At 67.3% G+C, this 14,701-nt stretch carries 11 protein-coding genes; 5 read left to right on the top strand and 6 right to left on the bottom strand.

Translation table 11 applies throughout. The features are described from left to right. Positions 1 to 91: 91 nt before the first annotated feature. Positions 92 to 724, bottom strand: a complete 633-nt coding sequence (gene pgsA / locus GGR13_RS00200) for a CDP-diacylglycerol--glycerol-3-phosphate 3-phosphatidyltransferase (protein ID WP_425486056.1) — start codon at positions 722 to 724, stop codon at positions 92 to 94. A 106-nt stretch (positions 725 to 830) separates the two neighbouring features. On the opposite strand from pgsA, the gene GGR13_RS00195 reads away from it, so the two are divergent. Both GGR13_RS00195 and GGR13_RS00190 read left to right on the top strand, forming a co-directional pair. Then, a complete protein-coding gene (locus GGR13_RS00195) occupies positions 831 to 1,433 on the top strand; it encodes a GNAT family N-acetyltransferase (RefSeq protein ID WP_183212238.1) in 603 nt (200 codons plus the stop codon). Positions 1,434 to 1,451: 18 nt separating this feature from the next. Then, positions 1,452 to 3,119 (top strand): EAL domain-containing protein, encoded by a 1,668-nt coding sequence (locus GGR13_RS00190; RefSeq protein ID WP_183211454.1) that lies wholly within the window; start codon positions 1,452 to 1,454, stop codon positions 3,117 to 3,119. Here the strand turns inward: GGR13_RS00190 and GGR13_RS00185 are convergent, their stop codons facing one another. Beyond that, the gene (locus tag GGR13_RS00185; protein ID WP_246347618.1) at positions 3,120 to 4,799 is read right to left on the bottom strand and encodes a sensor histidine kinase; all 1,680 of its coding nucleotides are present in this window, start codon (positions 4,797 to 4,799) and stop codon (positions 3,120 to 3,122) included. A 162-nt stretch (positions 4,800 to 4,961) separates the two neighbouring features. Between GGR13_RS00185 and GGR13_RS00180 the strand changes: the two genes are divergently transcribed. Further along, positions 4,962 to 5,393, top strand: a complete 432-nt coding sequence (locus tag GGR13_RS00180; RefSeq protein ID WP_183211453.1) for a SufE family protein — start codon at positions 4,962 to 4,964, stop codon at positions 5,391 to 5,393. A gap of 54 nt (positions 5,394 to 5,447) precedes the next feature. Here GGR13_RS00180 and GGR13_RS00175 read toward each other — a convergent pair whose 3' ends face one another. Both GGR13_RS00175 and GGR13_RS00170 read right to left on the bottom strand, forming a co-directional pair. After that, positions 5,448 to 6,968, bottom strand: a complete 1,521-nt coding sequence (locus GGR13_RS00175) for a DEAD/DEAH box helicase (protein WP_183211452.1) — start codon at positions 6,966 to 6,968, stop codon at positions 5,448 to 5,450. A 302-nt stretch (positions 6,969 to 7,270) separates the two neighbouring features. Beyond that, on the bottom strand, positions 7,271 to 7,933 hold the full coding sequence (locus tag GGR13_RS00170) for a DUF1345 domain-containing protein (protein ID WP_183211451.1): 663 nt from the start codon (positions 7,931 to 7,933) through the stop codon (positions 7,271 to 7,273). 107 nt (positions 7,934 to 8,040) lie between these two features. On the opposite strand from GGR13_RS00170, the gene GGR13_RS00165 reads away from it, so the two are divergent. Both GGR13_RS00165 and GGR13_RS00160 read left to right on the top strand, forming a co-directional pair. Beyond that, positions 8,041 to 9,009, top strand: a complete 969-nt coding sequence (locus GGR13_RS00165) for an SDR family NAD(P)-dependent oxidoreductase (protein WP_183211450.1) — start codon at positions 8,041 to 8,043, stop codon at positions 9,007 to 9,009. Between the two features lie 83 nt (positions 9,010 to 9,092). Further along, a complete protein-coding gene (locus GGR13_RS00160) occupies positions 9,093 to 11,228 on the top strand; it encodes a malate synthase G (RefSeq protein WP_183211449.1) in 2,136 nt (711 codons plus the stop codon). Between the two features lie 244 nt (positions 11,229 to 11,472). On the opposite strand, the gene GGR13_RS00155 is transcribed toward GGR13_RS00160, so the two are convergent. Then, positions 11,473 to 12,819 carry an HlyD family type I secretion periplasmic adaptor subunit gene (locus GGR13_RS00155; protein WP_183211448.1) on the bottom strand — a complete coding sequence of 449 codons (1,347 nt, stop codon included), beginning with the start codon at positions 12,817 to 12,819 and terminating at the stop codon, positions 11,473 to 11,475. After that, positions 12,816 to 14,555, bottom strand: a complete 1,740-nt coding sequence (locus GGR13_RS00150) for a type I secretion system permease/ATPase (RefSeq protein WP_183211447.1) — start codon at positions 14,553 to 14,555, stop codon at positions 12,816 to 12,818. Before GGR13_RS00150 ends, GGR13_RS00155 begins: the two co-directional genes overlap by 4 nt. Between the last annotated feature and the right edge of the window lie 146 nt (positions 14,556 to 14,701).

Raw genomic sequence — 14,701 nt, 5'->3', positions numbered from 1 at the left:
AGGTACCTGCGTCTGAAAAGCTCTGGGTCCCGGCTTGCGCCGGGATGAGCGGAAGGGGAGGTGGAGCCCGCTTTCGCCGGGATGAGCGGGATCAGTGGGGCGATGCCATCTTGCGGCGGGCCTTGTCGAAATACTGCCAGCCGGTCCACAGCGTCACGACCGCCGCGAGCCAGATCAGGATGTCGGCGAACAGCTGGAACCAGACCAGGTGTTCGAACTCCCAGCCGAAACCGTCCCAGTTGCGCGCCAGCAGCTGGGCGCCGAGGGCCACCAGTTGCAGCGTCGTCTTCCATTTGGCCAGGACGGTGACCTCCAGCTTGACCTTGCCGGCGACGGTCTCGCGCAGGGCCGAGACGGCGAACTCGCGGAACAGGATCAGGCCGCAGGGGATGGCGATCTGGGGCACCGAGCCACTGGTGACGACGCCGAGGATGGCACCGGTCACCAGGATCTTGTCGGCGATGGGATCCAGAATCGCACCCCACCGGCTGGTGGCCTCCCAGCGCCGGGCCAGGAAGCCGTCGACCCAGTCGGTCGAGGCCGCGATCACGAAGATCCAGAAGGCGGCGCGGTACAGGGCGAACTGGTCTTCGGGGCTGAGATAGGAAGACAGGACCGGAACACCGCCCGTCGCTCCGGCCAGGATCAGGAACATAACCACCCCGGCCAGCAGTCTCAGGCCGGTCAGGATATTGGGTATGGTTCTGAGATAGGCGGCGGTCACGGGCATCTCCGGGTCGGTGTCGCACACCGGACTAGCGGATGCCGGCGCGCCTGTCTTCGCAAAGCGGCTCGCCATGCGCGGTTCCATCAGGCTAATCTGCGCGGCAATGGCGCTTCTGGACTGGATGACGGATGCAACGGGTCCCGTGGTGGAGGGCCATGGCACCCTGCTGCGTCCGCCGCGTGCTGGCGACTATGCCCAGTGGGCTGACATGCGGGAGCGGTCGCGCGATTATCTTCAGCCGTGGGAACCGGCCTGGCCGGACGACGACCTGAGCCGGGCAGCCTATCGCCGGCGGCTGGGCATCTATGCCCGCGAAATGGAGCTGGGTCATGCCTGGCCCTTCTTCATCTTTGATGGAACGGGTCGGAACCTGAAAGGGGCCATAACCCTGTCCAACGTCAGGCGCGGCGTGGCCGAGACGGCGACGCTCGGCTACTGGATCGGTCAGTCGGTCTCGGGTCAGGGGCATGCGACAGCCGCCGTGCGGGCCTGTACCCGGTTCGCCTTCACATCACTGAAGCTGCACCGGATCGAGGCGTCCTGCCTTCCCACCAACCTTGCGTCGCGGCGGGTTCTCGAAAAAGCCGGGTTCCGAAACGAAGGATTGGCAAAGGCTTATCTCAAAATTAACGGGCGCTGGGCAGACCATCTCCTGTTCGGGCTCTTGCCAGAAGATGCCGAACACGGCGACGTTTCGCCGACCTGAGAAAGGACGCCCCCCGTCGTGAATGCGCGATCCCGAATCCTGAGCTGGGACGCGACCACGGCCATCGAGGCGCTGGCAGCTGCCGAGTCGGCGCTGTGGAGCTGGTCGCCGGGCGAGGACAGTCTGCGCTTTACCGGGGCCACGCGTCCGCTGGGCCTGGGGCCACTCGCCCCCGAATGTTCCGGCGCCGGGTTTGTGGCGCTGACCCTGCCGCAGGATCGCGCGCTTGCAGAGGCACTTCTGAAGCCTCAGGCCGAAGGCACCGAGATTGCCATACGCCTGCGGATGCGCGGAACCGAGACCAGCCTCTGGCGCGGCGTCTGGCTGGAGGACGGGCTGCGTGCAGCGGGGCTGGTCGCTCTCGAAACGAAATTCGCAGGGGCCGACAAGGATGCCCTGACCGGTTTGCTGGACCGGCGCACCTTTCTGGCCCGGGCCGCAGAGGCGGCGGCGTGTCAGGGCGATATGGAGATGGTCGTTGCCGATGTGGACCGGCTCAATCGCCTGAACGAGGCACTCGGCCATGAGCGGGCCGATCTGGTGCTGGCGGCGCTGGGGTCTCGACTTGCCGCCGCATTCTCGGACAGCGCGTGGCCCGCGCGGGTGGGCGAAGACGAGTTCGCCATCATCCTGCCGCGTGGCGCGGGCGGCAACGGCCAGCGTCTTCGTGATGCCCTGGAGCAGCCGCTGCGCGTTGCGGGCTTCGACATCTATCCCACGGTATCGGTCGGTTCTGTCGCGTTCGAGGGCGGGCCGGACAGTCCGGACGCGTCCGAACTGCTGCGCCGCGCCGAACTGGCGATCGGTTCGGCCAAGGCGCTCGGACGCAGCGGCACCGCCGTCTATGGCAAGGCCCTCGAGAGCGACAGCCTCTCGCGGCTTGCGCTGGAAGGCGACCTGCGGAACGCTTTCGTGCGTGGGGAAATCGAGCCCTTCTTCCAGCCGATCGTCAATCTGAATACCGGTGCCGTCGCCGGTTTCGAGGCCCTGGCACGCTGGCGTCACCCCAAACGCGGGCTGGTCCCGCCCGACGAGTTCCTGGGACTGACCCAGGAAATGGGCCTGATGAACGATCTCGGGCTGATGATGATGACCCGGTCATCACGCCAGCTCGGTGACTGGCTCAAGCGGCATCCGCAGGCGGGACACCTGTTCTGCAGCGTCAATCTCTCGGTCGGAGAGATCGAACGCCCGCATCTGGTCGAAGACGTCGCGCGCATCATTCAGGAAACCGGCCTGCCGCACGGGGCGCTGAAGCTTGAGGTCACTGAGGGTGACATCATGCGCGATACCGAAAAGGCAGCGGTGATCCTGCAAAAGCTCAAGGACGTTGGGGCGTCGCTGGCGCTGGACGACTTCGGGACCGGCTTCTCCTCGCTGTCCTATCTGGCGCGCCTGCCCTTCGATACGCTGAAGATCGATCGCTATTTCGTGCTCACGATGGACAAGGACGAGGGCTCGGCCAAGATCGTCAAATCGGTCGTCAACCTCGGGCGCGACCTGAATCTGGAGGTCGTCGCCGAAGGGGTCGAGAACGCCAGTCTCGCGGCCCTGCTGCTGGATGCCCAGTGCCATTATGGCCAGGGCTTCGGCTATGCGCCGGCCCTGCCCGCAGGCGATGCCGAAGTCTATCTGAACGAATCGCTGTCCGACGGTTCCGCCCCGCTGAAGGCGCGGTCCGGCTGATCAGACGTCCGTGCGGGCGTGCAGGGGGATGATCTCGGCGCCCCCTTCGGGCGGCGGCTGGGGCACCTTGGCGAGGACAGGCAGGCGAAGGGTCACGGCCGCCCCTTCGCCAAGCGTGCTGTCGATCGTCATCCTGCCCCCATGCAGTTCCGCCAGGGCCCGCACCAGCGACAGGCCAAGACCGGTGCCCTGCGATCGCTGATCGACGCCCCCGGCCTGCTCGAACGGACGACCAAGCCTGCGCAGGTCCTCTGCGGCGATCCCGACGCCGGTGTCGGCGACGATCAGCTCGAGCAGCCCGTCGTGGGCCTCAAGCGTGACCGTGACGGAGCCACCCGCCTGGGTGAATTTGATGGCATTGGAGAGCAGGTTCAACGTGATCTGCTTCAGCGCGCGGCGATCGGCATGGATCATCAGCGGCCCGCCCGGCATCATCCCGGACAGGGCCACACCCTTTTCGGTCGCCTGCAGCCGCACCAGGGCGATGGCGGACGAGATCACGTCGCGGGCATCGAAACGTTCCAGCGACAGCTCGTAGCGCTCGGCCTCGATCTTGGACACGTCCAGCACATCGTTGATCAGATCCAGCAGATGGCCTCCGGCCTCATGGATCGAGGTCGCATAGTCGGCATAGCGGTCGGGCAGGGGGCCGAAGATCCGCTGGCGCATGATGTCCGAAAAGCCGATCACGGCATTCAGGGGCGTGCGCAACTCATGGGACATGTTGGCCAGGAACCGGCTCTTGCCGGCATTCTGGGCCTCGGCTTCAGCCCGTGCGGCTTCCAGCCCCAGTTCGCGGGCGTGGCTGGCGGTCGCATCGATGGCCAGCCCGAGGATTCGCACCCGTCCGTCGGAATCGTCGACCCGTCTGAGGGTCAGGTCGATGCGGCGATCGAGCGCCAGCCGGGGCGTGATGGTCAGGTTGCGCGTCCCGAAGGCGAGGGCCTTCTCGATGGCCGACAGCAGTTCGGGCCGGTCCGGAGCGTGGACAGCAGCGACCAGTCCGTCTGATAGCAGGGCTGCCACCGGCAGGGCCGTCGGCGCCTTGCCATAGGCGTTGGTCACCCGTCCGGATGGATCGAGCACAAGGGTCAGCGCTGGCTGGGATTTCAGAACGTCCAGTGTCCGCCGGGTCCGCGCGTCGGCCTCGGCCACCTTCATGTCGCGCAGACGCCAGGCAACGCTCACCGCGATGGCCATGGCACCCGCCGTCAGGACGGCGGATACGGCCGCGAGCCCGGGAAACACGGGGCCCGTCCCGGCCATGATCAGCGACACCAGCCCGACCACGGTGGCCAGTGCACAGCCCAGCGCACCGGCCTGGGCGAACCGCTTTCCGCCCAGCATAAGTCCCGCTGCCACCGGCATGAAGACGAACCCGGTCAGCGACCCGGTCAGCCCGCCGGACAGAGCAGAGGACGCGACGGCCATCAGGCTCCAGAACCCCATCAACAGACCGCGCTCGGCCACGCCATCGCGCCCCTTCAGGGCCAGGCCGGCCAGGCCAGGCAGGATCATGGCGATCATGGCGAAGGCCAGGGGGCCACCGATGCGCGCACCGAGGATGCTGCTGCCCAGGGCCAGCAGGGTCGTGGCCACGGCCCAGCCCCCATGCCAGGCGACGAGCGTCGACTGGTCGTCGGGGGGACGAATGGAAGGGGTGGCAGGGGCGGTGGTCAAGGACGGGTCCGGACGAAACACTTGGTTAAACAGGCTACGCTGCCGGATGTGTCTGCGCGAGGGCGCTCCCGTCAGAGGCGACTGGTTGCGGGGGACGGATAGCCGCAGTCCGGGGACAGGCATGCGGTTGTCGGGGATGGCGCAGGGGACTATCTGCGCCCCATGACCGAAACGCCCGCGACCATCGAAGAGACCCTGGCCGAGCTGGCGGAAAATTTCGACCTGCTGGAGGACTGGGAGCAACGGATCGAATATGTGATCGACCTTGGCAAGGACCTGGTCCCGTTGCCCGAGGCCGACCGGATCGAGGCCAACAAGGTGCCGGGTTGTGCCGCACAGGTCTGGCTGGCGACCCGGCGGCTGGATGGGGGACGAATCCGGTTCCTGGCCGACTCCGACAGCGCGATCTCCAAGGGTAATGTGGCGCTGCTGCTGATGCTGTTCTCGGACCGGACGCCCGACGAGATCCTGGGCCTGGATGCACGGGCCGCGCTGGACCGTCTGGGCCTCCCCCAGGCGCTGACCCGCCAGCGCGCCAACGGCCTCAACGCCATGGTTGGCCGCATCCGGCAGGAGGCGATGGCCGGGGCCTAGTCTGGCAAGAAAAAGCCCGCCCGGTGTGAACCGGGCGGGCTGTTGTCGTGTGGCCTAGGCCTTGGCGGCGTAGCCGCGACCGCCGTTGGACGGGCGGCGTCCGCGGGGGCGGCGGCTGATCTCGCCATCCGGCTTGGCCTCGGGCTTGGGCCGTGCGGCGTGGGCGGCAGAGCGGGCCCGGTCAGCGGCCAGCGGATCGAACGGCTGGGTCGAGGCCAGCGGACGATCATGATGCACGCGCGGAGCACTGCCATCGCGACCGCCTTCGCGGTTCGGGTTGGGCTTGCGTTGGCGATGCGGCTGACCGCCGTGCGCAGGCTTGATGCCGTCGCGACGCGGGTTGCGCGGTCCGTTGCGGCCGCGGGTGTCCTCGCGGTCGGGCATGGTCGCCTTGGTGCCGACGCCGGCGGCCATGATCGACTGGTCCAGCAGGCCCAGCGACTTGTCATTGCGACGATCGGTGGCCGGGATCTTCTGGCGGGTCGTCTTCTCGATGTCCTTCAGCAGCTTCATCTCGTCACCGGCGACGAAGCTGATGGCCGAGCCCTCGGCACCCGCGCGGGCCGTCCGGCCGATGCGGTGGACATAGGCTTCCGGCACGAAGGGCAGTTCGAAATTCACGACGTGCGAGACGCCGTCCACGTCGATACCGCGGGCAGCGATGTCGGTGGCGACCAGCACCCGCAGCTTGCCGGCCTTGAAGGCGGCCAGGGTGCGTTCACGCTGGGGCTGGGACTTGTTGCCGTGGATCGCACCGGCCTGGACGCCACCGGCTTCCAGATAGGCCGCGACCTTGTCGGCACCGTGCTTGGTCTTGGTGAACACCAGGCAACGGGTGAAATTGTCGTCGGCGAACATCTCGGTCAGCAGGGCGCGCTTGCGGCCCTGTTCGATGTGGATGACCGTCTGGTTGATGCGCTCGACCGTGGTGGCCTGGGGCGTCACCGACACCTTGACGGGGTCTTTCAGCAGTTCACCGGCCAGCTTGCCGATCTCGCTGGGCATCGTCGCCGAGAAGAACAGGTTCTGGCGCTTGGCCGGAATGCGGCTGACGATCTGGCGGATCGGCTTGACGAAGCCGAGGTCCAGCATCTGGTCGGCCTCGTCGAGGACGAAGATCTCGGTCGAGGACAGGTCCAGGGTCTTCTGCTGCATGTGATCCAGCAGCCGGCCCGGGGTGGCGACCAGGACGTCGAGGCCGGCCTGGATGGCGCGTTCCTGCGGGCCGTATTTCACGCCGCCGAACACCACCGCGACCTTGAAGCCGAGGTGTTTGCCATAGGCCTTGAAGCTTTCGGCGATCTGGCTGGCCAGTTCGCGAGTCGGCGACAGGATCAGGCAGCGGGTCGTGCGGGGCAGGGGGGCGACGCGGTTCTCGGCCAGGCGATGCAGGATCGGCAGGGCGAAGGCGGCGGTCTTGCCGGTACCGGTCTGGGCGATGCCCAGCAGGTCCTTGCCCTTCATGACGTCGGGAATGGCCTGAGCCTGGATCGGTGTGGGGATGGTGTAGCCCTCGGTGGCGAGAGCCTGCAGCAGGGCCTTGTTCAGGCCGAAGGATTCAAATGTGGTGGTCAAAACGGTTTCTTTCGCGTGCGGCGACGCGCATCGACCCGGGCATGACGCCGAAAAGGTCGCGCACCGCCAGTCCCGAACGAGCCTCTGGATGAAGCCGGCGGGGTGGATCGGGCGCTACCCCGCGTGTCCGGGCAGCATATGAAGCATGAGGATCGGCCGCTGCTACAGTCAGGTCTTCATTGGGAGGAAGACCCACACGCGCTGGAGCGCACCGGGCATCGCAATTTCGCGACGCCGCGCTGATGCGCCGTTGTTATGGCAAAGTCAAGGCAAGCGCGAAAGTGTTGCAGGTCTGGGCAGGCTCAGGAGCCCATGAGACTGACGGCCGAGTTCACCGCCAGGGCAAGGATGACGGTGTTGAAGAGGAAGGCCAGGGCACTGTGCAGGGTCGAAAGCCGTCTCAGTGGTCGCGAGACGATCTGTACGTCGGCCGTCTGGCAGGCCACCCCGATGATCAGCGAGAAATGCAGGAAATCCCAGTAATCCGGCGCGTCCTCTCCGGGAAACAGCAGCCCGCCTGTATCGGCTCCGTCCTGCCGCGAACCATAGAATTCGTGCGCGTAATGCAGGGCAAAGATCAGGTGGATGAAGGCCCAGGACAGCGCGACCGTCGTCAGGGTCAGGATGGCAGTGGTCGCAGCCTCGGTCTGGACCGCCGTCACGGCCTCGCCGACGACGATGACCACGCTTGCCAGGGCCGCGGTCAGGGCGATGGGCAGGATGGCTGCTCCGGCCTGGTCCAGATCGGCCGCGCGTCGGCGAATATCGTCGGCTGACCGCGTGCGGATCAGCTTCAGGACAGTGAGACCGAGGAAGACCGCGACACCGACATCCCAGCCGACCGCCGCGCGCATCGGCCAGCGCCAGTCGCCCGATGTCGACAGCCCGACGATGACACTCGCACCCAGCCCGATCAGCAGGATGCCATGCAGACGAACGGCGCGAAAAGGCTTGTGCAGGTCCATGCTTCATCGTGGCCTGTTGCGTCACGGACGACCAGACCGGCTTTTCACGCTGACGCACCCGCCGCGATCGGCTAGGTCTTCGAGCGCTATAGGGACCAAAGGCCAGCATGACCGTCATCGTCACCGGCGCGGCCGGATTTATCGGCATGCATGTCGCCGAGCGCCTTCTGGAGCGCGGCGAGACCGTGGTCGGTATCGACAGTTTCAACGCCTATTACGAGCCAGGCCTCAAGGAGGCCCGGGCTGCGCGGCTCGAGGGCCGCGAGCGGTTCACCATGGTCCGGCTGGACATCGCCGACCATGAAGCCATGCGGGCGCTCGTCGCCGACAGCGGGGCGGACCGGGTCGTGCACCTGGCGGCCCAGGCGGGCGTCCGCTATTCGATCGACCACCCCTTCACCTATGAGCGATCCAACCTGCTGGGTCATCTGTCGGTGCTGGAAGCCTGTCGCCATGCCGGGGTGAAACACCTGGTCTATGCGTCGTCGAGCTCGGTCTATGGCGATCAGCCGCTGAACGGGGCCGGGTTCCGCGAGGACGAACCGGCGGACCGGCCTGTGTCGCTCTATGCCGCCACCAAACGCTCGTGCGAACTGATGAGCCAGAGCTACGCCACCCTGTATGGCCTGCCCCAGTCGGGCCTGAGGTTCTTCACGGTCTATGGGCCGTGGGGGCGGCCCGATATGGCCTATTTCAGCTTCACCGAAGCGATCATGTCCGGCGAATCGATCGAGGTCTTCGGCGAGGGACGGATGGCGCGGGACTTCACCTATATCGACGACATCGTCGACGGGGTGCTGGGGGTGCTGGAGCATCCTCCGGTTTCCCGGCACGAGGTCTACAACATCGGGGACTCGTCCCCCGTCGGCCTCTTTACTATGATCTCGACGCTGGAGCGGGTGCTGGGACGCCAGGCGATCAAGGTCCTGATGCCGATGCAACCGGGCGACGTGACGGCGACCTTTGCCGATGTCTCCAAGCTGAATTCCCTGACGGGCTATCGTCCCCGGGTCGCGATCGACGAGGGACTGGAGCGGTTCGCGACCTGGTGGCGGGGCTTTCGGGGCGTGAACTGACGATCAGCGGCAATCGTCTCTCGACTTCCCCCACGTCATCACGGAATGTTACAGGCAGGCCTGCCTCCCCAAGGACGTTTCGCATGACCGACTATCTCGACCGCGCCGGACTGGGCGTTGCGCCCGAACTCGCGACCTTCCTCGAGGACGAGGTTCTGCCGGGTCTGGGCATCGGGGCGGACGCCTTCTGGGCTGGAACGGCTGCGGTGTTCGAGCGGTTCGCGCCGGAGAACCGGGCTCTGCTGGCCACGCGCGACGCCCTGCAGGTGCGGCTGGACGACTGGCACGGAGCGCGCCGGGGCCAGCCGCATGATCCGGTGGCGACCGAAAGCTTCCTGCGGGAGATCGGCTATCTGGTCGACGAGCCTGCGCCGTTCCAGATCGCCACGACGGGCGTCGATGCCGAATTGGCCACGATGGCAGGGCCGCAGCTGGTCGTGCCGATCCTCAATGCCCGCTTCCTGCTGAACGCCGCCAATGCGCGGTGGGGCAGTCTGTATGATGCGTTCTACGGCACCGATGCCCTGGGCGAGGCGCCGGTGGCGGGCCCCTATGACACGGTGCGCGGCGGCCGGGTGATCGCAAGGGCGAAGGCCTTCCTGGACGAGGCCGTGCCGCTGGCCGAGGGTTCCCATGACAGCGCCACCGGCTATGCGATCGTCGATGGCGCGCTTCACCCCGCCCTGAAGGATCCCGGCCAGCTGGCCGGCTATCGCGGCGAGCCCGCTGCGCCGTCGTCCATCCTGCTGGTCAACAATGGCCTGCACATCGAACTGGTCATCGACCGGACGAGCGCGATCGGGGCGACCGATCCGGCGGGACTGTCGGATGTGCTGCTGGAGTCGGCCCTGTCGACGATCTGCGATCTGGAAGACTCCGTTGCGGCCGTCGATGCCGAGGACAAGGTCGCGGCCTATCGCAACTGGCTCGGCCTGATGCGCGGCGATCTGGAGGCCCGGTTCAGTAAGGGCGGCCAGACCCTGACCCGCACGCTGGAGCCGGACAGCACATGGACCGCACCCGGCGGCGGGGCGGTGACGCTGAAGGGCCGAAGCCTGCTGTTCGTCCGCAACGTCGGTCACCTGATGACCAATCCGGCGATCCGGCTGGCGGATGGCAGCGAGGGGCCGGAGGGCATTCTGGATGCGATCGCGACGTCACTGATCGCGATGTACGACCTGAAAGGTCTGGGCGGTTTCACCAATTCGGCGACCGGCTCGGTCTATATCGTCAAGCCCAAGATGCATGGCCCGGAGGAGGCGGCCTTCACCAACCGCCTGTTCGACGCGGTCGAGGACCTGCTGGGTCTGGCGCGGCACACGATCAAGGTCGGGGTCATGGACGAGGAGCGCCGGACCTCGGCCAATCTCACGGCCTGTATCCATGCCGTGAAGGACCGGATCGTCTTCATCAACACCGGCTTCCTCGACCGGACCGGCGACGAGATCCACACGGCGATGCAGGCCGGACCGATGATCCGCAAGGCCGAGGTCAAGGGCTCGGCCTGGATCGCCGCCTATGAGGCCCGCAATGTCGCCATCGGCCTGGCCTGTGGCCTGTCGGGCCGGGCCCAGATCGGCAAGGGCATGTGGGCCGCGCCCGATCGCATGGCCGACATGCTGGAGCAGAAGATCGGCCACCCCCGGACCGGTGCCAATACCGCCTGGACGCCCAGCCCGACGGCGGCGACCCTGCATGCGTTGCACTACCACGCCGTCGATGTGTTCGCCGTCCAGAAGGACGTCGCCAGCCGCCCGACGCCGGGGCTGGTCGACCTGCTGACGCCGCCGCTGGCGCACGGGGCCAACTGGTCGGCCGAGGAGGTCAGGGCGGAACTGGACAACAACGCCCAGGGCATCCTCGGCTATGTGGTGCGCTGGGTGGATCAGGGGGTCGGCTGTTCCAAGGTGCCGGACATCCACGACATCGGCCTGATGGAGGACCGCGCGACGCTGCGGATCTCGTCCCAGCACATCGCCAACTGGCTGCTGCACGGGGTCTGCACCGGCGAACAGGTCGATGCCGCCTTCCTGCGCATGGCCGCCAAGGTCGATGCCCAGAATGCGGGTGATGCCCTGTACCGCCCGATGGCGACGGATCCCGAGCGATCGCTCGCCTACCAGGCCGCGCGGGCGCTGGTGTTCGAGGGGATTGCCCAGCCCAACGGCTACACCGAGCCGCTGCTGCATGCGTTCCGGCAGAAGGTGAAGGGCGGCTGAGTTTCCCTCTCCCCTTGCGGGTCGAGGCTGATCGCATGCGATCAGCCGAGGGGTGGCGCTGCGACCTTCCTTCTCCCCTTGCGGGAGAAGGTGGCACGCGAAGCGTGACGGATGAGGGGTTGCACGGCGATTGAATGCCAGGTTTCAGCAGGTCTCATGGTCCCGCCTGACCCCTCATCCGCCCCTCCGGGGCACCTTCTCCCGCAAGGGGAGAAGGAAGAGTTGGCCACCTCTCGGATGATGCCTACTGCTCCGACCCCGTGCGCCAGAGGCTGCGGGTGAGGGGTTCGATCAGATAGTCGAGGGCGGTCCGCTTCTTCAGGACGATGACGATCTCGACCGGCATGCCCGGCCGGATGGCGTCGGCGGAGCGGCCCAGCTTTTCCAGCTCGGACGGCGGCACGACGATCTCGACGCGAAACTGGCTCTGTTCGGCACCTTCGGGCGTGATGGCGTCGGCCGCGACGCGGGTGACCTCGCCGCGCAGGATCGGCGGGTTGCGTTCGCGCAAGCCGGGGAACTTGACCTCAGTCTCGAGCCCGACCTGCAGGTTGTCGATATCGGCCGGATTGATCGAGGCGACGATCACCTGGGACGCATTGTCCGGCACGATCTCCATCAGGGTCTGGCCTGGCTGGATCACACCACCCTCGGTGAACACCGAAAGACCCAGCACCTGGCCGGTGGCGGGGGCGACGATCCGGCTGCTGGCGATCTGGCGGCGCAGCTGGGCCAGTTGCGGCTGGAGCTCGTTCAGCTGGATCTCGACGGTGCGCAGCTGCTCGGCGACGTCCTCGTAGAGTTTGGTCGAGACGCCGACCGTCTCCAGCCGGGTCTGGCCGATCGCGTCGCGGATGCGGGCGACCTCGGCGCGCAGGGAGCCCTGCTCGCCGTCGAGGGCCGCGGCGTTGCGTTCCAGCGCACGCACGCGGTTCTGGGGAGCGAAACCCTTGGCGGCCAGTTCGCGCATGCCGTTGGTTTCTTCCTCGATCAGGCGACGCTGTTCGATGTTGGCGGCGATCTGGCGCTCGAGCCCGATGATCTGCTGGTTCAGCTGGGCCGTGCGCTGGCCCAGCACGCCGGTCTCTGTCGCGCGGCTGGTGCCCCGGGCCCCGAACTGGAGCCGTTGCAGGCGCAGGGCCTCGTCGGCCAGCAGCTGGTCCTCGGGGGACAGGTCGGCGAACTCGGGCGGAACCGGGATGCTGCGCAGGCCGTCGCGTTCGGCGATCATCCGCGACCGCTGAGCCAGCAGGGCAAAGACCTGGCCGGTCACGCCGCGCTCGGTGGCGCGCAGTTCGCCGGACGACAGTTCGATCAGAACCTGACCCTGACGGACCCGGTCGCCCTCGGCCACGCTCAGGGACGTGACCGTGCCGCCTTCACGATGCTGGACGGCCTGACGGTTGCCGGACACGGCGATCGAGCCCTGGGCGAAGGCTCCGGCGTCAAGCGGCGCAATCGCGGCCCAGCCGAGGAACAGGACAAAGAACAGGCCGATGATCACGGCGCCAAGCCGCAGTTCACCCCTTGGCGAGTCCAGCTTTTCCGAAGGTCCCGGCTGGGCGCTGGCGGGGGCCGAAAGATCGGTCATGAGGGCCGCCCGACGGGGGCCGGCGCAGGATTGGCGCGCACCTTGGCCAGGACGTCCTCGCGCGGGCCCTGCTCGTGGACGACGCCGTCGCGCAACATCAGCAGGCGGTCGACGCGCGACAGGACGCCGGCCCGGTGGGCGACGATGACGACGGCGGCCCCGCGCGCAGCCGCGCTCAGGATCGCGCTCATCAGGGCGGTTTCACCATCTCCGTCGAGGTTGGAGTTGGGTTCGTCCAGAACCAGCAGGGCCGGATCACCATAAAGAGCCCGGGCCAGGGCGATGCGCTGGGCCTGGCCGGCTGAAACCCCGGCTCCGAACGGGCCCAGCACCGTGTCATAGGCGCGCGGCAGTTTCAGGATAATCTCGTGGGCCCCCGCAGCCTGTGCGGCCGCGACCGCGCGCGCGTCGATCTCGGCCGGCGACACGCCAACGGAGCCTGCAAACCTTGAGATGTTGTCCTTGACCGAACCCGCGAAGAGGCTGGGGTTCTGGGGCAGGTAACCGATGTGGCGGGCCAGATCGTCGGAATCGCGTGCCGCATAGTCGGCCCCGTCGATACGGATGGCTCCGGTCGTGGGGGTCAGGGCGCCGGCGATGACCCGCGCCAGAGTCGTCTTGCCCGACCCCGAAGGCCCGACGATGCCCAGCGTCTGTCCGGGATTGAGCGTCAGGGACACGCCTCGCAGCTGGGGGGCTTCGGTTTCGGGGAACCGCACGCTGACCTGTTCGACGGCCAGCTTGCCGACCGGGGCGGGCAGGGCGGTGCGCGGGCGATCGACTGCCGCCGTATCGGCAAACAGGTCGGTCAGGGTCTTCCAGCTGGACACCGCCTGCGTCAGCGAGGGCCAGGCCCCGACCAGCAGCTCGATGGGGGCAACGGTCCGGCTCAGCAGGACTGAGGTGGCGATGATGGCACCCGGCGAAATCTCGCTCTTCACCGCCAGATAGGCTCCGAGCCCCAGGGCAAGGGATTGCAGCACAAGACGGAGGAATTTGATCACGCCGGTGTATTTGCCGCCCGTGAACTGGGCGTCGGCATACTGTTCGGTCGCAGCTTCGCGCTGGGCGATCTGGCGGGCGATGCTGGACCGCTTCATGCCCAGGGCACGGACCACTTCGGTTTGGCCGGCGACGCCTTCCTGGGCTGCATAGGCGGCATTGGTCGACTGGATGGCACGCTTGAGGCGCGGCCGGCTATCCCGCTCGTTCAGGACTGCGAGGCCGAACAGGATCGTCGCCCCGACCAGGGTCAGAACGCCCAGCCAGGGGTGCAGCAGGAAGCAGCAGATCAGATACAGCGGTGTCCACGGCACATCGAAGATGGCCAGTGCGCCCTGTCCGGACACCGCACCGCGGACATTGTCGAACTCGCGCATCGCCTGGGTGGCGGGCTGGCGTGACTGCAGGTCCACGACCCGCGCCATGACCTTCGAAGCCAGCTTGCGGTCCAGCCTCAACCCCGCGCGTACCAGCAGCCGGGTCCTCAGCCAGTCCAGCCCGGCGAGCGTCCCCAGCGCGAACACCACGACGGCGGTGATGAGTGTCAGTGTGACCATGCCGCCGGTCGGCACGACGCGGTCGTAGACCTGCATCATGTACAGGGTCGGTGCGAGGTACAGGATGTTGACGAGGGCACTGAACACAGCGGCCCAGACGAAATGCACCCGACAGGCGCGAAACGCCTCGGCAAGGGGTTCGGTACCCGGTCGGGTTGGAAGCAGATTGCCGAACACGTGCGAGGACAGCTCCGTTGAGCGTGCAGTTTAGCCTTTTCAACCCCGCCTAGATAGACCGCGATCCTTAGCGGACCGTTAGTCGAAGGCCAGCGCTTGCGGGCGCGGGCCGGCCGGCGGATAGTCAGGCGGGGGGCGGGCCGGAG

The organism is Brevundimonas variabilis, from assembly GCF_014199945.1.
Taxonomy (GTDB): Bacteria; Pseudomonadota; Alphaproteobacteria; order Caulobacterales; family Caulobacteraceae; genus Brevundimonas; species Brevundimonas variabilis.
The sequence above is the reverse complement of the archived record's forward strand: the minus strand, read 5'-3'. Positions and strand labels throughout refer to the sequence as shown.